At 58.5% G+C, this 23,098-nt stretch carries 18 protein-coding genes and 1 pseudogene; 8 read left to right on the top strand and 11 right to left on the bottom strand.

Going from position 1 to position 23,098, the window contains the following annotated elements; genetic code table 11:
• Position 1: 1 nt before the first annotated feature.
• From V6582_RS07920 to V6582_RS07940, 5 genes and pseudogenes are all read right to left on the bottom strand, one after another.
• Positions 2 to 283, bottom strand: a pseudogene (locus V6582_RS07920) (hypothetical protein); the annotation flags it as partial.
• Between the two features lie 106 nt (positions 284 to 389).
• Complete coding sequence (locus V6582_RS07925; protein WP_156631983.1) at positions 390 to 2,144, bottom strand: alkaline phosphatase; 1,755 nt, start codon at positions 2,142 to 2,144, stop codon at positions 390 to 392.
• Between the two features lie 105 nt (positions 2,145 to 2,249).
• Positions 2,250 to 3,062 (bottom strand): TIGR02186 family protein, encoded by an 813-nt coding sequence (locus tag V6582_RS07930; RefSeq protein WP_197434388.1) that lies wholly within the window; start codon positions 3,060 to 3,062, stop codon positions 2,250 to 2,252.
• A 2-nt stretch (positions 3,063 to 3,064) separates the two neighbouring features.
• Positions 3,065 to 3,988, bottom strand: a complete 924-nt coding sequence (locus tag V6582_RS07935) for a sulfite exporter TauE/SafE family protein (protein ID WP_337739266.1) — start codon at positions 3,986 to 3,988, stop codon at positions 3,065 to 3,067.
• A 386-nt stretch (positions 3,989 to 4,374) separates the two neighbouring features.
• Positions 4,375 to 8,154: a peptidoglycan-binding protein gene (locus tag V6582_RS07940; protein WP_156631984.1), complete on the bottom strand. Its 3,780-nt coding sequence runs from the start codon at positions 8,152 to 8,154 to the stop codon at positions 4,375 to 4,377.
• Positions 8,155 to 8,606: 452 nt separating this feature from the next.
• On the opposite strand from V6582_RS07940, the gene V6582_RS07945 reads away from it, so the two are divergent.
• From V6582_RS07945 to V6582_RS07960, 4 genes are read left to right on the top strand one after another with little or no spacing between them, the layout of a single operon-like run.
• Positions 8,607 to 10,400, top strand: coding sequence for an acyl-CoA dehydrogenase C-terminal domain-containing protein (locus V6582_RS07945; RefSeq protein WP_156631985.1), 1,794 nt, complete (start codon positions 8,607 to 8,609; stop codon positions 10,398 to 10,400).
• A gap of 22 nt (positions 10,401 to 10,422) precedes the next feature.
• A complete protein-coding gene (locus V6582_RS07950) occupies positions 10,423 to 10,662 on the top strand; it encodes a hypothetical protein (RefSeq protein WP_156631986.1) in 240 nt (79 codons plus the stop codon).
• A gap of 37 nt (positions 10,663 to 10,699) precedes the next feature.
• Positions 10,700 to 11,908, top strand: a complete 1,209-nt coding sequence (locus V6582_RS07955; protein WP_156631987.1) for an acetyl-CoA C-acetyltransferase — start codon at positions 10,700 to 10,702, stop codon at positions 11,906 to 11,908.
• Positions 11,909 to 11,923: 15 nt separating this feature from the next.
• Complete coding sequence (locus V6582_RS07960) at positions 11,924 to 14,137, top strand: FAD-dependent oxidoreductase (protein WP_156631988.1); 2,214 nt, start codon at positions 11,924 to 11,926, stop codon at positions 14,135 to 14,137.
• Positions 14,138 to 14,200: 63 nt separating this feature from the next.
• Here the strand turns inward: V6582_RS07960 and V6582_RS07965 are convergent, their stop codons facing one another.
• Positions 14,201 to 14,752 (bottom strand): YagU family protein, encoded by a 552-nt coding sequence (locus V6582_RS07965; RefSeq protein WP_156631989.1) that lies wholly within the window; start codon positions 14,750 to 14,752, stop codon positions 14,201 to 14,203.
• 447 nt (positions 14,753 to 15,199) lie between these two features.
• Between V6582_RS07965 and V6582_RS07970 the strand changes: the two genes are divergently transcribed.
• Positions 15,200 to 16,291, top strand: coding sequence for an IS5 family transposase (locus V6582_RS07970; protein WP_349508847.1), 1,092 nt, complete (start codon positions 15,200 to 15,202; stop codon positions 16,289 to 16,291).
• Positions 16,292 to 16,465: 174 nt separating this feature from the next.
• On the opposite strand, the gene V6582_RS07975 is transcribed toward V6582_RS07970, so the two are convergent.
• The 3 genes from V6582_RS07975 to V6582_RS07985 all read right to left on the bottom strand — a co-directional run bounded on the left by V6582_RS07975 (position 16,466) and on the right by V6582_RS07985 (position 19,136).
• Positions 16,466 to 17,116 (bottom strand): hypothetical protein, encoded by a 651-nt coding sequence (locus V6582_RS07975; RefSeq protein ID WP_156634655.1) that lies wholly within the window; start codon positions 17,114 to 17,116, stop codon positions 16,466 to 16,468.
• Between the two features lie 255 nt (positions 17,117 to 17,371).
• Positions 17,372 to 18,010, bottom strand: coding sequence for a YitT family protein (locus V6582_RS07980; RefSeq protein WP_197434509.1), 639 nt, complete (start codon positions 18,008 to 18,010; stop codon positions 17,372 to 17,374).
• Between the two features lie 130 nt (positions 18,011 to 18,140).
• Positions 18,141 to 19,136, bottom strand: coding sequence for a methyltransferase domain-containing protein (locus tag V6582_RS07985; RefSeq protein ID WP_156634653.1), 996 nt, complete (start codon positions 19,134 to 19,136; stop codon positions 18,141 to 18,143).
• A gap of 169 nt (positions 19,137 to 19,305) precedes the next feature.
• Between V6582_RS07985 and V6582_RS07990 the strand changes: the two genes are divergently transcribed.
• Genes V6582_RS07990 through V6582_RS08000 form a run of 3 tightly spaced genes read left to right on the top strand, consistent with a single transcriptional unit; the run spans position 19,306 to position 21,551 of the window.
• Positions 19,306 to 19,572: a DUF6460 domain-containing protein gene (locus V6582_RS07990; protein WP_060716349.1), complete on the top strand. Its 267-nt coding sequence runs from the start codon at positions 19,306 to 19,308 to the stop codon at positions 19,570 to 19,572.
• A 1-nt stretch (position 19,573) separates the two neighbouring features.
• The gene (locus V6582_RS07995) at positions 19,574 to 20,164 is read left to right on the top strand and encodes a CAP domain-containing protein (RefSeq protein ID WP_420360234.1); all 591 of its coding nucleotides are present in this window, start codon (positions 19,574 to 19,576) and stop codon (positions 20,162 to 20,164) included.
• A gap of 43 nt (positions 20,165 to 20,207) precedes the next feature.
• Positions 20,208 to 21,551: an MATE family efflux transporter gene (locus tag V6582_RS08000; protein WP_156634652.1), complete on the top strand. Its 1,344-nt coding sequence runs from the start codon at positions 20,208 to 20,210 to the stop codon at positions 21,549 to 21,551.
• Here V6582_RS08000 and V6582_RS08005 read toward each other — a convergent pair.
• Both V6582_RS08005 and V6582_RS08010 read right to left on the bottom strand, forming a co-directional pair.
• Positions 21,527 to 22,618 (bottom strand): quinone-dependent dihydroorotate dehydrogenase, encoded by a 1,092-nt coding sequence (locus V6582_RS08005; RefSeq protein ID WP_156634651.1) that lies wholly within the window; start codon positions 22,616 to 22,618, stop codon positions 21,527 to 21,529. The genes V6582_RS08000 and V6582_RS08005 overlap by 25 nt on opposite strands.
• Positions 22,615 to 22,962, bottom strand: a complete 348-nt coding sequence (locus V6582_RS08010; RefSeq protein ID WP_156634650.1) for a DUF952 domain-containing protein — start codon at positions 22,960 to 22,962, stop codon at positions 22,615 to 22,617. The genes V6582_RS08005 and V6582_RS08010 overlap by 4 nt, the downstream gene beginning before the upstream one ends.
• Positions 22,963 to 23,098 lie beyond the last annotated feature (136 nt).

Below are 23,098 nucleotides of genomic sequence, written 5' to 3' on the forward strand. Positions count from 1 at the left end.
ATCACACCGTACCATAAGTGGCATTTCTCAGCCGCAAAAGACTGACGAAACCCGTTTCAGGGTCTGTCCATGACCCCATTTCCAGGGTTCCGACCACTTCGATGCGGGTTCCCGGCTGCACGAACGTATGCTTTCGATCCAGGTAGACCACGACGATATTGTCCGGCCAGTCCGCGTCCGAGGAGCAGAACGGGCAGAGCGCCATCGGAATTTCTGTCAGCACGAAAAACGCCGCTTCCGCCTTCAGCGGCGGCGCCATGAAACCGCGCATCGCCACCGGCTGGAAAATAAAAGGTTTCCAGGAAATACGGAAAACAAAGAGATAGAACATCCATAATTAAAAGCTCCAGGTGCGGATACCGCACCTGGAGCGAGCATGAACGGCTAACTTAGTTGGCCTTTGGCGCACCCAGGGCAAAAGCGTCGGCCAATACCTTGTAGACGTCGCTTTCTTCCATATAGCCCTTGAAGCCTTCCGAACCGGCACCCGTGGCCTGAAGCACGACATCGTCAACGGCGTGAACGGCGGTGTCAGCCGAGCGTGGCAGATTGCCTTCACGGAAAACCGCGCCCGGCACCGACTTATAGGCCTCGTTGGCGACGTATTGCTTTTTCTCGTTCTGAATTGCCGGCTCAAACGGACCGTCCATCTTGGGGCGGAAGGTCTCGTAATAGTCCGGGAAGTTGGACGAGAACACAGCCAGGCGACGCGATACATCGACCTTGTCCGGGAAGCCGTCGCCGTCCTTGTCTTCATAGTTCGGGAAGCCGGCATCGGCGTAAACGCCGACCTTTTCGCGCATTTCCGTACCCGGCTTTTCATCATCGATCGTGCCGATCACCGAAATGCCATGGGTGTGGTCGCCGGTGACGACGATCAGCGTATCCGGGTGGGTCTTCAGGAATTCGAGGCCAAGCCCGATCGCCTGATCGAATTCGATGGTTTCATACATCGCCCGATCCCAGTCCATCGGATGGGACATTTTATCGATGGAGGCGCCTTCGACCATCAGGAAGAAACCGTCCTGGTTCTTGGACAGTTGATCAAGGGCAACCTTGGTCATGTCGACCAGGCCCGGCTGATCAGGGAATTTGTCCACGGTCCCCTTCTTCAGGAACTTGCGATCCAGAAGCGTATCCATGTTACCGGTGTGAAACAGGCCGAGCAGCTTGCCGCTATTGGTGCCAGCCGCGGCGTCCAGTTCGGTCTTTGATGTCGCCAGCGTATAGCCGGCATTCTTGAACTCGGCGATATAGTCCTTGTCATCCTTGCGCTTCGAGCCGGGGATGGACTTGGACAGGAAATAGGCCGAACCGCCACCCAGAATGACGTCCGGCTTGACGTTGAACATCATGCCGACAATCTCGGCCTTGTCGGCGCGGGCGCGGGTGTGGGAGACCACGGCAGCGGGCGTTGCGTCTTCGATTTCAGCCGGAGAAACAATACCAATCGACTTTTTGGTGGTGCGGCGCAGCGCCTCGGCAATGGTTTCGACCTTTGGGTCGTCCAATGTGTTCGGGGTGCGGTCGGCATACACGCCAAGCGCGTTCACGGCGGTCTTGTGGCCGGTCATATAGGCCGACATGGTGTTGGCGCTATCGGTGGCGATGGCATTGGTCGAGGACGTGCCGATAAAGGCCATCCGGTCGAGGCTGTCCATGTTGAGGTGGCCGTTGGCCTTGCCCTCGGTCATGCCCTTGGACATGATGCGGGCGCCGGTGCGGTGGGCAACCGACAGACCGTCGCCGAGGAAGAAAATGATATTCTTGGCAACAGGCTTTTGCTGGGTCGCATAGACATCCCAGGTGACGGATTTCTTTTCGTCCCCGGCAGCGACTTCGATTTTGTAGCTGCCTGCGGGAAGCTTGAGATCGCGCAGGATCAGGGCCGAGCCCAGAACCTTGTCTTCCTTGCCTTTTTCTTCGGCGGTGAACTGTGCCTGGCTGCCGAACACGGCCTTGTAGTCCTGACCGTTGACGGTGATTTTGACGTCTTCCGGCTTGACGACAGATTTCAGCTCGACCTTGAAATCAAAGGGAGAACCGGTGAGGATTGTGGCGCGGTCAAGTGGATAGACCGTAGCGGCTTGGGCTCCGCCTGCCAGAACCGTCGTGGTAAAAAGAGCGGCGAGAATGGTGCGCATAATGTTTCCCCCAATATGTGCCAGATGATTGCAGGGCGGTCTTAGGGCGCAGAGATGACAGGCAGATGACAACGCCCGATTGCGTGTTGATTGTCTAAATCCCTCTTAATCCTTGCGGAAGACAATGCTGGCCGTCCACCCGGTGATGACAGCCACCAGCACGGCGAAGATGCCGTAGGACAGGGGCTGGTTATGGGCGGCATCGGTAATCGCCTGTTCGACGCCGGTCTTCACCACCCGCAGACGCAGATCCTTCTGGGCCAGGAAGACGCCGCTCTTGAACAGATAGGCATGCACGACATGCACGCCATCGGGAATATTGGCGGGCAGCCGCAGGCTGGCGCGAAACAGATTGGTGCTGACGAAGCGAATACCGGTATCGCCCTCCTGATAAAGCCCGCTCGTCTGTTGCAGGCGGCGATAGGCAGTCCGAAACTCACCCATATTGATATCGCCGATAAAATGGCCGGTCGGGGTCAGCGGCAGATAGTCGACGCCAAGCCCCAGATCGTTCAGAACCTCACGCGGGGCAATCGCCTGCACCGGCCTGGTGCTGGCAACCGAATAGGAGGTCGGCACCCGCTCGAAGGTCAGGGATTTACGGTTGACCCAGATGCCCAGGAACCGCTCCTTGCGCCGGACGGTCGCCGCTTCCCGTGGTCCTTCCAGCGTCACCACGACATCATATTGGCCGATGGCCAGCAGCAATTGATCGACATTGTTCAACGCCCCAAACACGGTGAGATCCGCGCCGCGAAAATCCGAGGTAATAGCGATTTCATTGGTGGAAGTGCCGATTTCCAGCGTTTCCTTGCCGGTACTGTCAGGGGTCAGAAAGGGGATCTGGGCGCTCGCCGCGCCCGCAAACAGGATTGCGCCAGAGAGTGCGATCAACACCACAAGGAGGAACCGGCCCATAATCATCGGCCCGTACTCCCCACCACGATCGAATAGGCATCGTCAGGGGTCATCACCAGTTCGATGGCAAGGCGCAGGCCAACGGCCATGACAAGCAGGCCCAGAAGAGCACGCAATTGTTCGCCGCGCAGTTTCTGGCCGACCCGCACTCCATATTGCGCGCCGATCACGCCAGCGATCATCAGCATGAAGGCCAGAACGATATCGACCGAATAATTGGCCTTGGCCTGGGCAATGGTGGTGAAGGCGCTGACGAAGATGATCTGGAACAGCGAGGTGCCAACCACGACATTGGTGGGGATGCGCAGGAGATAGATCATCGCCGGCACCAGAATGAAGCCGCCGCCGATACCCATCGGTGTCAGGACACCGACGAGGAAACCGAGCACCAGAATGGGGATGGCGCTGAGATAGATCTTCGATTTCTTGAAGCGCATCTTGAAGGGCAGCCGATGCACCCAATTGTGATGGCCGGGGCGGCGCACCGGCGCTGGCTGCTTGCGGGCCGAACGGCGTAGCGCGCCGATGCTTTCCCAGAGCATCAGTGTGCCGATTGAACCCAGCAGCACGACATAGAGGATGGAGATGAACAGGTCGATCTGGCCGAGCTTGCGCAGGGCGACGAAAATCCACATGCCGAGCGACGCGCCGAACAAACCGCCGACCAGCAGCACGCAACCGAGCTTCAAATCCAGCGAGCCACGCCGAAAATGGCTCATGGCGCCGGAGACCGAAGAGGCCACAACCTGATTGGCGCCGGTGGCAACGGCGACGACGGGCGGAATATTATAGAAGATCAGCAAGGGGGTGATCAGGAATCCGCCACCGACGCCGAACATGCCCGAGAGAAAGCCGACAGCCGCGCCCATGCCGAGGATGATGAAAATATTCACCGACAGTTCCGCAATCGGCAGGTAAAGTGTCACGGCTGTCCTCGAAATGCGCCCGAAATGCCAAATTCCGCCGTCATGGCCGGAATGCCCATGACGATGCCCGTCGATCCTTACGATATCATTCCTTAAATCCCGGTAGATTTAGGGGCACTTACCCAAAAAAACTCGGGACTCACACGTTCTACAATCGTGAAGCTCGCCCGGCACCGGCAATATTGATCATTTCAGTAGGTGTGCTTGGGCGATTGTAGGAGGATTTCGTTCGCCTGCAAGGCAAAACGGCAGGCGCAAAATCTTTCGGCGCGCCCTCTCGCCTGAGTTTGCCTCGGCGAAAGTTGAGTTTATCCGGGTCAACTTGAACTTCACAGATTCCAGTCGCATCGACACTGACGCTCCAACTCCACCACACCGACCCCGCATCAACCGTTATGGGCCAGCAACGCCTTGACCAGTTCGTTGGAAACCTTGCCGCTTGGCTCCTGGCCCACCGAGGTCTGGAAGGCCTTGATGGCGGCAACGGTGCGGGCGCCGAGCTTGCCATCCGGCTCTCCGGCATTGAAACCGTTCTTGTTGAGAATGGCCTGGATGTTGCGGACCGCCTTTTCCATGTCGACGCTGCCGGTCTTCAGGCTCTTGCCAACCCATTCATCCGGCAGGTTGACCGTGTTGGCATCGGCATTCACAGGCATTGCCTGCCATTGCTGGACGCTCGCCTTGGCGCGTGCGAGTGCAGCAGGCTGCAAGGATCTCGCCACTTCTTCCTGCTTGGCGGCGGCGTCCTTGTCGCCCTGGCTGGCGGCCAGCGCGAACCATTTATAGGAGGCTTCCAGATCCTGCTTCACGCCCGTACCCCGCGCATAGAGTACGGCGAGATTGAACTGGCTGTCCGTCACGCCGAGGTCGGCGGCCCTGGCAAACCATTTGGCCGCAGCATCCATATCCGGCTTGCCATCGCCACCGGAAGCATAGAGCACGGCGAGGTTATGCATGGCGCTGGCATTGCCCGCTTCGGCGGCCTGGCTGTAAAGCCCTTTTGCCCGCGTCAGGTCGCGCTGAACGCCAGTGCCTTTTTCATAAAGCCCTGCAAGGCGATATTGGGCAGGCGCCAGCCCCAGATCGGCGGCGCGCTGGAACCAGACCGCTGCCTGCGAGACATCGCCCGGCAGGCCGCGTGCTTCCATATAGCGCGAACCGATTTCAAACAGGGCAGCAGGCTCGCCCGCCTTGGCAGCCGTCACCAGTGAAGCGGGCGACAGATCGGCGGGCACCTCGAACAGCGGCTTGACGGCCTCATTCTTCGGGGCCGCAAATCCGGCCTGGGCCGCATCCGGCATCGGCGGTTGAGCCGAGAGACCCGCAACCGTCTGGCTGCCATCCATCGGGGTGGATGAAAGGCTGGCCTGGCCTGTCGGTGACGTCACCGGAATGACCGGCGCGGAAGATAGATCCGTCTCGGTGCTTTCCACGGAGGACTGGGATTGCGGCGCTTCGGCCTTGATCTCGACCGCCCGAACCGGTTGTTGCGGTGCCTGCTGGATGGAGGGTGCCTCAATGGCCGCAGAAGGTGCCAGTTTGGCAGGTGCCGATGTGGTTGGCGCTTGCTCAGCAGGCGCCTGAGCATTGCCGCCGCCAAGCGTCTTTACTGCCGAAACGGCAAGAGCCGCCAGCAAAAGCGCACCGACCGCCATCAGGATTGGACGGCGATATCTGGAAAAAGCTGAGCCGCCAGCGACTTCGTCGGCAAGGGCCGTCCGGCTAGGGCGGCTGGCCCGGTCGGTTTCCTGGGCTGCTGCCTGCGCCGCCCGGCGCGCTGCGGCGATGAAATCCATCCGGTCATCCGCTGATGCCGGTTTTACGCTTGCCGTGCCGAGGACAGGTTCAGCCGGTGCGGTCCCGGCCTGCTGGCGCGCCCGGACCTTTTCCAGGATCTTGCGCACATCCGGCTTGCCGGAACCGGGTTCCAGCAATTCATTGGCCTCTTCCGGCGGCAGAATATCGACGGGGTCGATGGAAGGCGCATCCTCGATCATCTGACGCGGGTGCGGAGCGGCGGCCTTTGCCGGTGTCGCCGTCTCGGCCTGCGCTTTCTTGATCTTCGGCTTCAGGCGCCGGCTCAAACCAGCGATCAGGCTGGGTTTTGCCGCCTTCTCATCATCGCTCTGCGGACGAGCCTCGGCATGAGCGGGGGCATCAATATTGTCTTCAGCCGGAAGGATGACAGCCGGTTCCACCTCGGTCTGAGCGGCCTGGGGCGTCTGCGCGGCGGCAACAGCCGTATCGTCGCGGTCTTCCTCACTGCTGACTGTCGCCGTCCGGCGGTCCATCTGGTCCAGTTTTTCGGCAATCTGCACCAGGGTCTGGTGCAAAGCCTCGACGGTACGGTGGCTGCGCTCCTCCCCGCCCCGGCTGATCTCTTCCAGGTGGCGCAGGTGATCGGCCAGCACACCAAGCGTTTCGGCAATCTGGTCCTGTCCCGCTACCTCAACGGCTGCCGGGCTCTGGCGGGCATAATTGTCCATCACCGCTTCGGCGGCCTGGCGGGCAGCCTCGACGATATATTCGTCGCTGGTCGCCAGATAATCCTCAAGGGCCGCCATCCGGCCTTCGATACGCTCACCCTGGCCATTGTCCGTCAAGGGCGAGGCACTGATCAGCGCCGAGAGATGGGCGATCTGCTGTTCCAGCCCGGCAATGGCGGAGCCATCGCCGGAAGGCGAGGCACTCGTCTCATCCAGGCGGGCCGCGATGGAGTACAGCCGGTCGTCCAGGCTGCGCAGCAGGCTTTCATCCACAGATGATGCCACTGGCTGAGCATCGATCTGATCGATTCGCCTGCCGATCACGGCGATCTGCTCGGCCAGCTTGTCGCTCAGGGAAGCATGATCCAGCGCGTCGATCTTGCGGGAAATATCGGAGAGATAGCCGGTCAGTTCGGGTTGCAGGCTTTCGCGCTGCGACATTTCCAGCATGCGGGTCAGATCGTCCAGCCGCTCTTCCAGCCGCTGGGCGGCCTGCTGGTGGGCCAGATCCTCGATTTTCAACGACAGCGCTTCGAGACGGCGATCAAGATCGCCAGCCGGAAAACCAGCGGTCTGCTCGGAAATCAGTTCCAGATGATGGGCAATGGTGGCGATCCGGTCTTCCAGACGCTCGATCAGGCGCGGGTCGGTGGCTTGCCCCGCATGACGGCCAGAAACGGAAATCGCGCGGGAAATCTCGTCCAGACGGTGATCGAGCTGGCCGAACTGCTCCAGCATCGCCTGGCTGTTAGGCTCCAGATGCTGGCCGATATGCTCAAGCGCCTTGGCAATGGCAACCAGCTTGTCTTCCAGCAGCCGCACGGAGCGCACATCGCCGATCGTTCCCAATTGCTGCTTGATCTCATCCAGCCGGTAGGCAAGCTGCAACAGGTCCTGCTGAATGCGCTCAGGCGCGATGGTATCGAGCCGGGCTTCGAGCGCGCTCCAACGGGTTTCCATGGTCTGCGTGCCACTGTCGCGGGCCAGTCCGTCCATCAAAGAGCGCAATTCCTCGAAATCGGCCCGCAATGCTTCGGTTTCGGGCGCGGCGGGATGGCCGATCCGCTCCAGACTATCGGCCATGCGCATGAAATCTTCACGCAGGCCAGCGGCTTCACGGCTTTCTTCAGCCATCACCCTGATATCCTGGATATCGGAGCGCAAAGCACCGATTTCACCGGCAAGGCTTTCGCTGATATCCTGGCGCAGGTCGGCGCGCAGGGTAGACAGGGCCTTATAGAAATCCGGCAGGGGCGCAGCACTCCCGCCCGCCATCAGCTGCGGCGCCAGTTCAAGCACTTGCGGCGGACGCACGGATACACTCTCCTCAGGCGCTCGATATTTGGAATCGTTGTCGCGCAGCGACGCCCTTCCCGGAGCGAGGGGACGCGCTGCTTCCAACGCCCGTTGCCGAGCGCGGATTTCGGCCAACGGATCGAGCCGGTCGCCAGCAACAGAAGAGGTCGCAGCGGGCGGCAGCTCTGCCGAAGCCTGCAATGGCTTATCGGGAAAAGCGCTGGCTGCGGGGCGAACATCCCTGGCAGCACCGCCGGAGATACCATTCATCAGACCTTCGATCCGCGCCTCCAGCCCCTCGATCGTGCGGCTCAGGGCATCCAGCGACGAAGCACCGACGGGGCGAGGGTCAGCCTGACGGGTCTCCGCCTGGTGAGGCGGCATCTGGCCGGGAGCTCTATAGCTCTGCGATGGAGACCGCTGTCCGTTCATATTCCAAACTCGCTTCGCGTTTCGGGCCTGCCCCAAGCCCTGCTCCCCTCCCCCAAACCAGGGATTGGAGGTTGCAATTCTCATCTTGAGGCGGCGCAAATCATTCCGCAGCAGAATCGGGGAAACGTGGTAAACAACCCGTTAAGAATGGCTGAGATTTTTAACCTTTTCGGTGTGGGCATCCTATTGTGCCGCCAAACGTGAACTCCAGCGTGATATATGCGCGACGATCATCGTCCCTTTCGTCTCCGCTGCGCAAATTCCTTGTTCCTCTGGCCTATCCGTTGGCAGGTCGCATTTTCAAATTCACATTTTTGCGTATTGACGTTTACGCGCACGTCAATATTTTGTAAGACAGAACATCGCCGGGGAGGACGCCGGCCGCAATCTGGAGGACATTGACCATGCCCGTCTATAAGGCACCTGTCACGGACACGCTTTTCATCCTGAACACAGTGCTGGGCCTGGAGCGTTACAACAACCTGCCCGGTTTCGAGGACGCAACGCCCGACATGATCGAGGCGATTGTCGGCGAGGCCGCCAAGCTTGCCGAAGAGCAGCTGTTTCCGCTCAATCTGTCCGGCGACCAGGAAGGCTGTACCCGCAATGCGGATGGCTCCGTGACCGTGCCGAAGGGCTTCAAGGAAGCCTATGACGCCTATTGCGCCGGTGGCTGGAGCGGCCTTGCCGTTCCGCCGGAATATGGCGGCCAGGGCCTGCCTTACGTGCTGCATGCTGCCGTTGGTGAATATATGTCTTCTGCCAATATGGCGCTGATGATGTATCCGGGCCTGACGCAAGGGGCGATTGCCGCCATTCTGGTGCATGGCACCGACCAGCAGAAGCAGACCTATCTGCCTAAAATGGTCGAGGGCACCTGGTCCGGCACCATGAACCTGACTGAGCCCCATTGCGGCACCGACCTTGGCCTGCTGCGCACCAAGGCCGTTCCCAATGGTGACGGCACCTACAAGATTTCCGGCCAGAAGATCTTCATCTCGGCTGGCGAACATGGGATGACCGACAATATCATCCATCTAGTTCTGGCTCGTATCGAAGGCGCGCCTGAGGGCACCAAGGGCATTTCGCTGTTCATCGTGCCGAAATTCATCGTTAATGACGATGGCTCGACCGGTGCCCGCAATGGCGTCACCTGTGGCGCCATCGAACACAAGATGGGCATTCACGGCAATGCCACCTGCGTCATGAACTATGACGGGGCCACCGGTTATCTGATCGGCGCGGAGAACAAAGGCCTGTCGGCCATGTTCGTGATGATGAACGAGGCCCGTCTGGGCGTCGGCCTGCAAGGCCTGTCGATTGCCGAAGTCGCCTATCAGAACGCCGTGACCTATGCGCGGGAGCGTATTCAGGGCCGCTCGCTGTCTGGCGCCAAGGCACCGGATAAAAAGGCCGACCCGATCATCGTCCATCCCGATATTCGCCGCGCGCTGATGACCATCAAGGCCTTCAACGAGGCAGGCCGCGCCTTCACGCTCTGGACGGCGTTGAAATCCGACATTGCCCACCGCGCCGGTGATGCGGCTGAAAAGCAGACCGCCGATGACATTCTCGGCCTGATGACGCCGATCCTCAAAGGTGTCCTGACCGACAAGGGCTTTGACCATGCGGTCATGGCCCAGCAGGTCTATGGCGGCCATGGCTATATCGAAGAATGGGGCATGAGCCAGTATGTGCGCGATGCCCGCATTGCGATGATTTATGAAGGGGCGAACGGCATTCAGGCGCTGGATCTGGTCGGCCGCAAGCTGGGCCTCAATGGTGGGCGGGCCGTAATGGCGCTGTTCAACGAAATCGGGGCCTTCTGCGAGGAAAACCGCGAGAATGAAAAACTGTCTTTCTTCACCAAGCAGTTGAAGAAGGGCCTGAACGACGCGCAAGCCTCGACCATGTGGTTCATGCAAAACGCCATGGCCAAACCCGACAATGCCGGCGCTGGCTCGACCGATTACATGCATCTCTTTGGCCTTGTCGTTCTTGGCTATATGTGGGCCAAAATGGCCAAGGCCGCCCATGAGGCGCTTGAAAGCGGTGCCAGTGATGCGGATTATTACAACAATAAGCTGTTGACCGGTCGCTTCTTCATGGAAAAGATCATGCCGGAAACCGCCCTTCGCAAGTCGCGCATCGAAGCGGGTGCTGACAGCGTGATGGCGATGGCCGCCGAGGCATTTTGATTTTTCGTCAATGGAAGCATAAATGGCAAGCAAATCAGATCTTAAGGATTGGGTTGTTAAGGCATTAAAATCCAACAAAGGGCACGCGTCAGTTCTTTATGTTGCGAAGTATATTTGGGAAAATTACGAGCACGACTTAAAGGGAAACGACCTATTCTATACTTGGCAATACGATATGCGTTGGGCGGCAATGGAACTACGAAAAATGGGCGTGATGGTTGCAGCAAAAGACGACCGCCGTGGAAAATGGACACTTAAATAAATTGTGCTGCGCTGGAAACGGCGAAGGGAGAGAGATGATGACTGAAGTATATGTTTACGACCACGTGCGCACGCCGCGCGGCCGCGGCAAGAAGGATGGCGCGCTGCATGAAGTGCCATCGGTGCGGCTTGCCGCCAAGGCGCTGGAAGCCATTCGTGACCGCAATGGCCTCGACACATCCACCGTCGATGACATCATCATGGGTTGCGTCGATCCTGTCATGGATGCGGGCGCGGTGATCCCGAAGGCTGCTGCCTTCGAGGCGGGTTATTCCACCAAGGCTCCGGGCATACAGATTTCGCGTTTCTGCGCCTCTGGTCTTGATGCCATCAATCTGGCCGCAGGCAAGATTGCCACGGGTGCGGATGACATTGTCATTGCCGGTGGCGTCGAAAGCATGTCACGTGTTGGCCTTGGCATGTCGGGTGGCTCGTGGTTCATGGATCCGTCGGTCAACTTCCCGGCTTTTTTCATGCCGCAGGGCGTGTCTGCCGATCTGATCGCCACAAAGTATGGCTTTTCACGCGATGATGTGGATGTCTATGCGGTGGAGAGCCAGAAACGCTCCGCCAATTCCTGGGAAAAGGGCTATTTCGACAAATCGGTCGTCGCCGTGAAGGACCAGAATGGCCTGACCATTCTGGACCGCGACGAACATATGCGCCCCGGCACTGACATGCAGTCGCTGGCAGGCCTTAACCCCTCCTTCCAGATGCCCGGTGAAATGGGCGGCTTTGAAGCCGTCGGCATTCAGGCGCATCCCGAAATCGAGAAGATCAATTACGTCCACCATGCGGGCAATTCGTCCGGCATCGTCGATGGCTCCGGTGTTGTGCTTCTTGGCTCCAAGACGGGCGGCGAGAGCATGGGTTTGAAGCCCCGCGCCCGCATTCGCGCCTTCGCCAATATCGGTTCCGATCCGGCCTTGATGCTGACCGGCCCTGTCGATGTAACGGAAAAGCTGTTGAAGAAAACCGGCATGACGCTGGCCGACATCGATCTGTTTGAGCTGAACGAGGCCTTTGCTGCCGTGGTTCTACGCTTCATGCAGCATTTTGACGTGTCCCATGATGTGATGAACGTCAATGGTGGCGCGATTGCCATGGGTCACCCGCTGGGTGCCACAGGCGCAATGATCCTCGGCACCGTGCTGGATGAGCTGGAGCGGCGTGATTTAAACACCGCGCTTGTCACGCTCTGCATCGGGGCTGGCATGGGCACCGCCACCGTTATTGAACGAGTCTGATCGGGAGGGATGACAATGACCTATAAGAATTTCACCGTTGAGACCGATGCAGACGGCATTGCCCTTGTCACCTGGGACATGCCCGACAAGAGCATGAATGTCTTCACCATGGAGGTGATGGACGAAATCGAAGCGATTGTCGATGCCACCGTCGCGGATGCAGCCGTCAAGGGCGTCGTCTTCACGTCAGGCAAATCCGCCTTTTCCGGTGGTGCCGATCTCAGCATGATCCGCGGCATGTTTTCCATGGTGGAGGAAGAACGCGCCAAGGACCCGGCCAATGCCGTGCAAAAGCTGTTTGATTCGGCTGGCCGGATGAGCTGGCTGTGGCGCAAGATCGAGACCAATGGCAAGCCTTGGGTCTCCGCTATCAACGGCACCTGCATGGGCGGCGCGTTTGAGTTGTCGCTCTCCTGCCATGGCCGCGTGGTCTCCAACGGCAAATCGGTGAAGCTGGCGCTGCCGGAAGTCAAGGTCGGCATCTTCCCCGGCGCTGGCGGCACGCAGCGTGTGCCGCGTCTGGCCAATGCCCAGGACGCCCTGCAAATGATGACCACCGGCCAGACCCTGACGCCACAGCGCGCCAAGGCCATGAACCTCGTGCATCAGGTGGTGGAGCCGGACCAGCTCATTACAGCCGCAAAGCAGATGATCAAGGATGGCTTGAAGCCGGTTGCCCCCTGGGATGAAAAGGGCTTCAAGGCGCCCGGCGGCGGCATCTGGACACCGGCATCGGCCCAGCTTTGGCCAGCGGCACCGGCTGTGCTGCGCCGTGAAACCTCCGGCAATTATCCAGCCGCCCTGGCGATCCTGAAATGCGTCTATGAAGGCTTGCAGGTGCCGTTCGACACAGCACTTCGCATCGAGCAGCGCTATTTTACCGAAATCGTCCAGACCACCGAAGCTTTCTCGATGATCCGCTCGCTGTTCATCTCGCTTCAGGAGCTTGGCAAGGGCGCGCGCCGCCCGGCAGGCCAGCCGAAAAGCACGATCAAAAAGGTCGGCGTGGTTGGCGCTGGTTTCATGGGCGCATCGATTGCCTATGTCACCGCCGCCGCCGGCCTGCCCGTCGTGCTGATCGACCGCGACATGGAGGCTGCCAACAAGGGCAGGTCCGTGGCCGAAGGGCTGGTGTCGGGTGCGATCGGTAAGGGCAAGATGAGCAAGGAAGACGGCGAAAAGCTGCTGTCTCTGATCACGCCAAGCGACGATTATTCATCGTTGTCGGATGCCGATCTGGTAATCGAAGCGGTGTTTGAAGACCGCGATGTCAAGAAGGCCGTGATCGAGAAGGTCGAGGCCGTCCTGCCGGAAGGGGCCATTTTTGCCTCCAACACCTCGACCCTGCCGATCACCGGCCTGGCCAAGAACTCCAAGCGCCCGGTGGATTTCATCGGCATCCATTTCTTCTCGCCGGTCGAAAAGATGATGCTGACGGAAGTGATCCTTGGCAAGGAGACCGGTGACAAGGCGCTGGCGGTGGCCCTGGATTATGTAGCAGCGATCAAGAAGACGCCGATTGTCGTCAATGACACCCGCGGCTTCTTCGTCAATCGTTGCGTGCTGCGCTACATGGCGGAAAGCTACGACATGCTGCTGGAAGGCGTGCCGCCGGTGATGATCGAAAATGCCGCGAAATTCGCTGGCATGCCGGTTGGTCCGCTGTCCCTCAACGATGAAGTGGCAATCGATCTCTCCTACAAGATCCTCAAGGCCACCGTCGCCGATCTCGGTGAGAAGGCGGTGGACCCGCGCCATATGGAACTGGTGGCCCGCATGGTCGAAAAGGAAGAACGCTTTGGCCGCAAGAACGGAAAGGGCTTTTACGACTACCCCGCCAAGCCAGCCAAAAAGCATATCTGGCCGGGCCTGAAGGACTTTTATCCGCAAAAGAAGCCGGATGACGTCAACGTCAAGACCCTGCAAGAGCGGTTCCTGGCAACCATCGCCCTGGAAGCGGCCCGCACCATGGAAGAAGGCATCGTGGTTGACCCGCGCGAAGCCGATGTTGGCTCCATCCTCGGCTTCGGCTTTGCCCCCTATACCGGCGGCGCACTGTCCTACATCGACGGCATGGGCGTGAAGACCTTCGTGGCGCTCTGCGAACGGCTGGCCAAGGACTACGGCCCGCATTTTGCACCAACGCCTCTGCTGAAGGAGATGGCCCAGAAGGGCGAAACCTTCTACGGGCGGTTTGATCCCTATGGGGCAGCCAAGCAAGCGGCCTGATTGACCAAGCAAAATAGAACGGGGAGGCAGAAATGCCTCCCCGCTTTTATATGGTCATATGTTTTAAGCTTTGACCCAATCGCCCTGAATAGGCCTGGCGAAATAGGCCAATACAGCAATCATGCAAATTTCAATCGAGACCGACCAATAGATATGGCCGAGGATCTCGCTCCAGAGTTCGAAAGCGTTGAGATTCCATAGCCATCCTGTGGCGCCATTGGCGTAAACCGGATTTCTAAAGCCGAGCAGCGGGATGAGAAATCCATGCATGACCACGGTGATGATCAATCCATAAAAAGCGCCGTACCAAAGCCTGATCTTCGGCCAATAAGCGGAAGCGAACACATAGACCAGGGCAAAGGCAAAACTGAACAGCCAGTGATAAAGCGTGACGGCTCCAGGCACATTGACGCCCTGATAGATGTAATCGAGCGAATGCGAATTGAAGCCAAATCTCCCAAGCCATGCATCGATATGAGCACCCGGAGGCGACACTTCGCCCGGCATGCGCGGCGGCATATTGACCTCAGATCCCCATTTTACCAGCGAGCTGATGAAACCACCTATAAGGGTGGTCCAGACAATAACCTGTCGATTGACCTTGTTTTCCAACATGACAAATATCCTTCTGGCGGATACCCCTAAAAACCAGGGGCTTTTGCAAAAAATGCAACGGCACGAGCGTCAAATCGTGACTTATCTCTATGAATTAAAACATGAATATACGTTCACACATCATGACTGCCGTTGTCTGGATCATGAGAGAAAACCGGTTCCTCTCCCTTGATCCTGATCAAGGCTGGCCTGGACTTCAGTGAGGCCGGAGGCATGCAGATTTCGATTTTAAGATGCAAATGGATTTATTGAAGGCGCAAAATGCTGTGGCATTTTAAATTTTCTCCACAATGCTCATCGAGAATTGAGATAGATTTAAGGTACGATTTAAAGGCAGCGATTGCCGATTTACGGCAGCTTAAATAGAAATTGGACACCTCTAAAAACCTCCCCATTTTCCGCGTTTCATGATTCAATCCGGCCAGTGTGATTTTCTGGGAGCGGATGATGCGTGGGCAACCGGGCTTTTGGGATTTGGATGATCGTTACGAACGGCTGAGTGCCGTCGGCGATCCGCTGGAGAAGCTCAACAGCATCATTCCATGGGCGATATTTGAAAAACCTTTAGCGAAGGCGCTGAAGCGGTCCGACGGATCGAAGGGTGGACGTCCACCATTTCCGTCGGTTCTGATGTTTAAAATCCTGGTGCTGCAAGCGCTTTATAATCTCTCCGACGACCAAGCAGAGTTTGTTATCCAGGACCGGCTGTCGTTTATGCGTTTCCTTGGCCTTTCCCTTTCGCAGAAGGTGCCGGATGCCAAGACGATCTGGCTGTTCCGAGAGAGTTTGGTGCGTGCAGGTGCCATTGATAATCTGTTTGCCCGTTTCGACAAGCATCTCTCACGTTCCGGATATCTGGCCAAAGGCGGGCAGATCGTTGACGCCACGATCATCCAGGCTCCCAAGCAACATAACAGCCAGGACGAGAAAGACGCGATCAAGGCCGGCGAAATCCCTGAGGACTGGAAGGATAAACCCGCCAGGCTGGCCCAGAAGGACCGCGACGCGCGATGGACAGTGAAGTATTCCAAGGCGAAACGGCCAACGGAGACGCCGACGTCGACGACGACTGGCCAGCACGATATTGCCATTCCAATGTTTGGTTACAAAAACCATGCAGGCATCGACCGAGCCCATGGCTTTATCCGGGGATGGACGGTGACGAGTGCGAGCGCCCATGACGGAGCCCAGCTTCGAAACGTAGTGACCAAAGACAATACCGCGTCGACGGTCTGGGCCGATACGGCCTATCGCTCCAAGACCAACGAGGAATGGTTGCAGGACAATGGCCTAAAGTCCGACATCCATCAGAAGAAGCCAAAGGGCAAACCCATGCCGGAGGCGATGTCGCGCGCCAACGGCCGTCGTTCGAAGGTCCGCTCCGCCATCGAACATGTCTTTGCGCGGCAGAAGGACAAGATGAAGCTCTTCGTGCGCACCATCGGAATCAGCCGAGCGAGGGTGAAGATCGGCATGGCCAATATCACCTACAACATGCTTCGCTATGTCTGGCTGACTGGAAAACCACGGACCGCATAACGCGCAGCTGGCCGGAAGGCCGAAATGCATGCCGCAGATGCGGCAATCATCACAAAAAATGGGCGATCATCCGCGCGAGTTCATCGCGGAAATACATCCACGGCACCATCTTGCCAACTGCGACCGGTAAATCGAGGTGTCCAATTGCCCTACTTCCATGCGCAAGCGCGGTCATCACGCCCACGGCATATGCAAATAGGCGGCCTCTCTCAAAACTTTGTATGGTTCGGAATCTGTGAATTCAAAGTGTGACTGGAATGTTCCAGCCAAATAATCACAGAAGGACAAGCCGCCCTCCAACGGTTCGCTTCGCTGAATTCGCTCAATTTTCGTCTGAGAGCGCAAATTGAACCAGATCTCTTTTCGCAAAACATTTTCGAGCAAACTATCAGATCCGGAATTCAACTCATCCGGACAGATGGAAGCATGACGAAATGTTCGCAAGGATGGGGCCAAAAGCGAGGCGGCGAGCCATGAATAAACCAGATGGTGATGTCCATGGATATTGGTGGGGACCTTTCGCTTATCGATCACAGCAACCAAAAGATGGAGGTCCGAATTAGACCTGACCATTTCGACGGTTAGATGTGCAAAATTTTTTCGAACCTGAGATCCAAGATCCTGCCACTTCTTCTCTTTTTTTCCGCTCCAGTTTTGCTGCTTAGCGAGCTTCTTGACGACCGCGCCGAATTTCCTGTGCGCTCCATTCGTCCCCACCGCAGCAGCCAAGGTGAAATAGCGGCTGGACCCTCCGGCACCATATGGTTGATCAAATTTCCAACCGAGATCACCACTTTCATCCAGCAAAACCAGTGAATTTGACATAAAAAATCCATAAAAAAATGGCCTCGCAAAACGAGGCCACTTTATAAAAAAATTGACTATGCCAAACCGCCGCGCGCTTAGATCGCGCTTAGGACCTCCATAGTGTGTCTATGGCCATCCGGTTATGATTATGGTCTCACAAGTCTCCCTATGAATTAAGGCGGCAAGCTGACATTGTCAAGCTCAGGTTGTTTTTTGAGTTTTTAACTTCGGTATTCAGCCTCAAAAAAACATCATAGGTTGTATTTTCTTCCATCACCGCAAAGCAATATACCGATCCGACCGATGGTTGATCAGCACGAACACATTCAGCACCACAGCCCCGATAATCGAGCAACCGACCACCCACGGGCTGACCACAGTGAACGCGAGCGCCATGACCACGACGTCAAAGGCCAATTGCACCAATCCCGCCTGGATGCCGAAACGGTCCTGGACGAAGACCGCGAGGATGCCGATACCCCCAAGGCTGGCGCGGTGGCGGTAAAGCGCCAGCAGGCCGAAGCCGAGCAACAGTCCCGCGAGGATGGCGCCCCAGACCGGGTTGATGCTTTCAATGATGATGAAGCGGCTTTCAATTTCGACGAGAAACGAGGTCAGCGCCACAGCGACGAACGTTTTCAGGGTAAAGTCCCAGCCGACCCGCTTGATGGAGAGAATGTAGAAAGGCATGTTCAGCAGGAAGAACACCAGGCCGAAGCTCCAGCCGGTCCAGTAATGGATGACGAAGGCAAGCCCCGCCATGCCGCTGGTGACGAGGCCTATCTTGGCAATGAGATAGAGGCCGAGCGCCGAAATCATCGTTCCGCAGATAATACCCTGTATATCTTCGGCCCGGTTGTGACGGGCGGGATTGTCGTTCCAGATGCCGAACAGATTGCTCATCAATGCCATCACCATTCTCCATCCGGACAGGCGGATTTTTCCGCAGCTTTATCCATTCAGGATGCCTGAAAATCGGCAGGTTTCAAGCGGGTTGCGTCAGCAAGACTGACCTATCGGCAAGATCGCAATATTCGGTCTTTCAGTCTGTCTTGACCGCAATAAACAGAATGCCTTGGATGGGTTTTCCGCCATCCATGCGAATGACCTCCTGCTGGCTTTCAAGCAGGGTAAAGCCTTTGGCTTCCAGTTCGCAGACCACATAGGCCTCACTGTGCTGGTAGCGCAGCGATTGCGCCAAGCTGAAGCTCTCCTCACCCAGCTGTTTTTCGACGGAAAAGGCGAAATAGCCGCCCCGCTCCAGAAGATCCGCCGCCAGCGAAAAGACGCCGGATAGGGCGCCTAGATACATCAGCACATCGGCTGCCGTCACCAGATCCGCTCGCCCTCTTCCCTCGCCCTTTGCGGGTCCAAACAGACCGCAGGCGTCCGCATCAAGTGACAAATCCGCCACCGCCAGATCATCGTAGAGCTGTTTTTCCCGTGCCTTGGCCAGCATGGCCGGGGATAGATCATAGCCTTCCAGGTGATCGACCCATGGCCGCAGTTCCATACCCAGCAGGCCGGTGCCGCAGCCGAAATCCACAGCGCGGCGATAGCGTCGGTCCGCACCACCGATCCGTGAAATCATCGCCGCCAGCTTTTTCGGCACCCGGTAGTCCAGCTTGTCCAGGAGGGCCGTGTCGAAGCGGTCGGCATAATCGTCAAACAGCGCTGCCACATAGCGGCTTGGCGGCTTTTCGGGCATGGCTTGCGCGCCGATCAGCACCAGTTTCAGCCCGGCGGCAAAAATATCCTCGGGGTCAAGTGCCAGCACCTGCCGATAGGCATCCGCTGCCCTATCGATCAAGCCCGCCTTGGCCCGGTACTCCCCCAGGAGAAACCACCCCGCCACCCAGGTCGGGACGAGTTCCAGCGCCTGTTCCATCAGCTCTGCGGCAGCGGCGTGATCGCCGCTTTCCGAGAGCATCCGGGCATAATCGGCGCGGCGATCAGCGGTGATATCGCCGGAGGAGCGCTTTCCTGAAGGGATATGGCCAGAGGGGGTATGGCCAAAGGCGGGCTGGATGCCGTGCATGGATGTCGAACGATCCTCAAAATATGATTGCGGAGCAATGGAGCAAGCCTTGAAAAACGCAAGCAGAATCTTGTAACCGCCAACAACAGCCCTCATCGCGCTTGCACCGCCATAATCCAATGCTTATGTGGGCCTATGCTCAACGGAGCGGGAAACAGGAGACTAGGCCATGACCGATGGCGTGAACAGATTTCTGGGCGATTCGATTGGCCGAACGATCATCAAGCTGCTCGTCGTTTCGGTGATTGTCGGCTTTGTCATGCGGATATTCGGCATTTACCCCTATGATATCATCGAGGGTATCCGGCATTTCGTCTTGGATATCTGGCACAAGGGGTTTGCGGCCCTGGGCCAGTTCGGGGACTATCTGCTGCTGGGCGCGAGTATCGTCATTCCGGTTTTCATCCTGATCCGGCTTCTCAATCTGCGGAAATAACATGCGATCCATATCCAATCCGATGCCGCAGCCTGTCTCTATGCCACAGTCAGGCCGCCGCGAGCTTTTGGCGCTGGGCGGCCTTGGCCTTGCAGCTCTGCTGAGCGGTTGCGCCACGCCTGCGCTCAAGCCGTCCGCCCCCTCCGATGTCGAGGATGAGACCGCCGCTTTCCTGCCGATGGTCAACGCATTGCGCCAGAAAAACGGTAAACCGGCGCTGGTCAGCGATCCGCAGGCCGCCAAGGCCGCGATGTTCCAGGCCAATCGCATGGCCCAGGCGGAGAAAATGGCGCATCTGATCGGCATGGGCGACAGTTTCGGGGCGCGGATGCGCGCGGGCAATGTCCAGCTTCCAGCCGCTGAAAATGTCGCCATGTTGCAGCAGACGGCGGAAGCCGCCATGCAGGCCTGGATTAACTCGTCCCATCATCTGGAAAACATGCTTGGCCCCTATCACGGGCTGGGCGTGGCCGTGGCGCGCATACCGTCACGCGGTAACAAGCCTTATTGGGCCATGGTTCTGTCCGGCACGCCACGTCCGGAGAGCGAAATGGGACCACCGCCAACTGGCATTCGCTTAAGAATCGGGTGATAAAGGGCTTCGGCGGGCCGTTCCTCGCCTGCTGGAGCCTTTCATGACCATCGCCAATCCCCCTGACCGCGCTTTTCGTGTGACCCATCGCGGCGTGCTGGCCATCGCCATTCCGATGACCATTGGCTACATCACCACACCGCTTCTGGGCATTACCGATACCGCCGTGATTGGCCGAACCGGCGAAGCCGCAGCGCTTGCGGGCCTGGCAATTGGCGCCGTGCTGTTCGATCTGGTGTTTGCAAGCCTCAATTTCCTGCGCGCCTCCACCACGGCCCTGGTGGCCCAGGCCCATGGCCGTCAGGATGCACGCGACCAGGTGGCGGTGTTCTGTCGCTCCATGATCCTGTCCCTGGCGATAGGGCTGCTGCTATTGCTGCTGTCTCCCTTGCTGCTCAAGGCCGGGCTAGCGCTGATGGGGCCACAGGGACGGGTGGCGGAGGTCACGTCGATCTATTTTTCCACCCGCATCCTGGCCGGGCCGCTGACGCTCGCCAATTTCACCATCATGGGCTTCATTCTGGGGCGCGGCAAAGGCTCACTGGCGCTTGGCCTGCAAATTGCGCTGAACGGCGTCAATATCCTGCTTTCGATCTATCTTGGTCTGCACCTTGGCTGGGGCGTGTCCGGCGTCGCCTGGGGGGCCGTGGCCGGGGAAGCGACCGCCACGCTGGCCGGGCTGGCGATCATTCTGGCCCGAACCGACAAGACGCTGTTTCCATCCCTCACGGAATTGCTGGATCGCCACAAGCTCGCCCAGCTGTTCGCGCTCAACCGCGACATCCTGATCCGCAGCTTCGTCTTGCTGGCCGCCTTCACAGTATTGACCCGGATCGGCACCGGCTTTGGCGCCGTTACCCTTGCTGCCAATGCGCTGCTGATGAATTTCTTCATGATCGCCTCCTTCTATCTGGATGGCATTGCCAATGCCGCAGAACAGATTGTCGGTCGGGCCGTTGGCGCCCGCTACCGCCCCGCCTTCGACCAGGCCGTCAGGCTCACCAGCATCTGGTCCTTCGGACTGGCGCTCACCAGCCTGCTGTTTTTCCTGGGCGCAGGTGGGGCGCTCATCGACATGATGACGACGGCTGAAGACGTTCGCCACGTGGCACGCGAGTTTCTGCCCTGGGCTGCCATGACCGCGATGACCGGGGCGCTGGCCTTCCAGATGGACGGGGTCTTCATCGGGGCCGCCTGGTCCAGCGACATGCGCAATATGATGCTGGCAGCCTTTGCCGGTTATCTGGTCGCGCTGGCGCTGTTCGTGCCGCTGCTTGGCAATCACGGGCTGTGGCTGGCGCTCAACCTGTTTCTGGCGTTTCGCGGCCTTTTCCTGGCGCTGCGGCTCAAAAGCCGCCGCGATCAGACTTTCAGCGCCCGCCAGTAATCCACCCTGCTGTCACGCAGCTGCGCAATCGAGGCAATGCCATCCCGGTCCAGCGCCTGTGACAGGCCCTTGACGATGGCGGCGGGCAGGCCCGGCCCTTCATAAACCATGCAGGAATAGAGCTGCACCAGATCGGCACCGGCCTTGATTTTCTCCAGCGCCGTCTGCGCCGAGGAAACACCACCAACGCCAATGATCGGCAGGGCCGGTCCAACCCGGTGACGCATGCGCGCCAGCACCGCCGTCGATTTCTCAAACAAGGGCTTGCCCGACAATCCGCCCGCCTCGCCCGCCTGCCTTTTATCCGTCAGGCCGTCGCGCGACAGCGTGGTGTTGGAGACGATCAACCCATCCAGATCGCGGGCCAGAACCACTTCGGCAATGTCATCCATGCCTTCCTCGGTCAGATCAGGGGCGATCTTCAGAAAAACTGGCACCCGGCGGCCCGCCTTGACCGCTTCATCGGCGCGAGCGGCAAGCACCGCGTCCAGCAAGTGACCGAGACTATCCTTTGCCTGCAAATCTCGCAGGCCCGGTGTGTTGGGCGAGGAAATATTGGCGGTGAAATAGCTGGCCAGCGGATAAAAGCGCCGAATGCCCGCGACATAATCAGCAATCCTGTCGTCGGAATCCTTGTTGGCGCCGATATTGATGCCGACCACGCCCGGCCTGCCTGATCGCGCTTTCAGCCTGGCAAAGGCAGCCTCATGACCTTGATTGTTGAACCCGAGCCGATTGATGACGGCCTCATCGCGAACCAACCGGAAAATCCGGGGTTTGGAATTACCGTCCTGCGGCTTTGGCGTCAGCGTTCCCACTTCGGCAAAGCCGAACCCGAGACCCAGCAATTCGTCCGGCACTTCCGCGTTCTTGTCATAGCCAGCCGCCATGCCAAGCGGATTGGGAAAATGCAGGCCAGCGACAGTCTGCGCCAACCGAGGATCATCCGGCAGGCGGCATTTCGGCATCAGGCTGGTTTTCAAACCGGCAATCGACAGGCCATGGGCGGTTTCGGCATCGAACAAAAACAGGCCTGGGCGGGCAAAGCGCTTGAACGGATCGATCATGCCATCTCCTCCGGAAACTGGTGCAGGCCGTCTTCTCCAAGCGGCAGCGGCTTTTCCCATAGAACAGCGGAGAGCGGCAAGGGTGCATACAGATGCGGAAACAGAGCGCCGCCGCGTGAGGGTTCAAATATCAAGGCCGCCCCCAACGCCTCCCCATCGACTGCGACCAGCAACAGGTCCTGCTGTCCGGCAAAATGCAACCTTGCGGTATCTTTCACCTGAGCCGCAGTGGAAAAATGGATGAAACCGTCCTGGAGATCGATTGGCGCACCGGCAAACACACCATCGGCACGGGCCTTTTGCCAGAGGGCGTCGGGCACGATTTTGTAGATTGCATTTGCCATGATGTCATCCTTATCGCGAGCTTGGGACACGAGCGCTCAGCCGGTTTGCCCCAACATCAGCGACTTGTCCACGCCAGACAGCACCTGGCGGCGGAAATGAACCGAATTCATCACAGGGGCATGACACTACAGGGGC

This window comes from Agrobacterium vitis (assembly GCF_037039395.1).
Taxonomy (GTDB): Bacteria; Pseudomonadota; Alphaproteobacteria; order Rhizobiales; family Rhizobiaceae; genus Allorhizobium; species Allorhizobium vitis_E.

Excerpts from the sequence above, each read along its gene's own strand:
- V6582_RS08010 (WP_156634650.1), bottom strand. The coding sequence starts at position 22,962 with ATGGCAAATGCAATCTACAAAATCGTGCCCGACGCCCTCTGGCAAAAG.
- V6582_RS07955 (WP_156631987.1), top strand. The coding sequence starts at position 10,700 with ATGACTGAAGTATATGTTTACGACCACGTGCGCACGCCGCGCGGCCGC.
- V6582_RS07940 (WP_156631984.1), bottom strand. The coding sequence starts at position 8,154 with ATGCCGCCTCACCAGGCGGAGACCCGTCAGGCTGACCCTCGCCCCGTC.
- V6582_RS07960 (WP_156631988.1), top strand. The coding sequence starts at position 11,924 with ATGACCTATAAGAATTTCACCGTTGAGACCGATGCAGACGGCATTGCC.
- V6582_RS08005 (WP_156634651.1), bottom strand. The coding sequence starts at position 22,618 with ATGATCGATCCGTTCAAGCGCTTTGCCCGCCCAGGCCTGTTTTTGTTC.
- V6582_RS08000 (WP_156634652.1), top strand. The coding sequence starts at position 20,208 with ATGACCATCGCCAATCCCCCTGACCGCGCTTTTCGTGTGACCCATCGC.
- V6582_RS07950 (WP_156631986.1), top strand. The coding sequence starts at position 10,423 with ATGGCAAGCAAATCAGATCTTAAGGATTGGGTTGTTAAGGCATTAAAA.
- V6582_RS07970 (WP_349508847.1), top strand. The coding sequence starts at position 15,200 with ATGCGTGGGCAACCGGGCTTTTGGGATTTGGATGATCGTTACGAACGG.
- V6582_RS07990 (WP_060716349.1), top strand. The coding sequence starts at position 19,306 with ATGACCGATGGCGTGAACAGATTTCTGGGCGATTCGATTGGCCGAACG.
- V6582_RS07980 (WP_197434509.1), bottom strand. The coding sequence starts at position 18,010 with ATGGCATTGATGAGCAATCTGTTCGGCATCTGGAACGACAATCCCGCC.
- V6582_RS07975 (WP_156634655.1), bottom strand. The coding sequence starts at position 17,116 with ATGTCAAATTCACTGGTTTTGCTGGATGAAAGTGGTGATCTCGGTTGG.
- V6582_RS07945 (WP_156631985.1), top strand. The coding sequence starts at position 8,607 with ATGCCCGTCTATAAGGCACCTGTCACGGACACGCTTTTCATCCTGAAC.
- V6582_RS07930 (WP_197434388.1), bottom strand. The coding sequence starts at position 3,062 with ATGGGCCGGTTCCTCCTTGTGGTGTTGATCGCACTCTCTGGCGCAATC.
- V6582_RS07995 (WP_420360234.1), top strand. The coding sequence starts at position 19,574 with ATGCGATCCATATCCAATCCGATGCCGCAGCCTGTCTCTATGCCACAG.
- V6582_RS07985 (WP_156634653.1), bottom strand. The coding sequence starts at position 19,136 with ATGCACGGCATCCAGCCCGCCTTTGGCCATACCCCCTCTGGCCATATC.
- V6582_RS07925 (WP_156631983.1), bottom strand. The coding sequence starts at position 2,144 with ATGCGCACCATTCTCGCCGCTCTTTTTACCACGACGGTTCTGGCAGGC.
- V6582_RS07965 (WP_156631989.1), bottom strand. The coding sequence starts at position 14,752 with ATGTTGGAAAACAAGGTCAATCGACAGGTTATTGTCTGGACCACCCTT.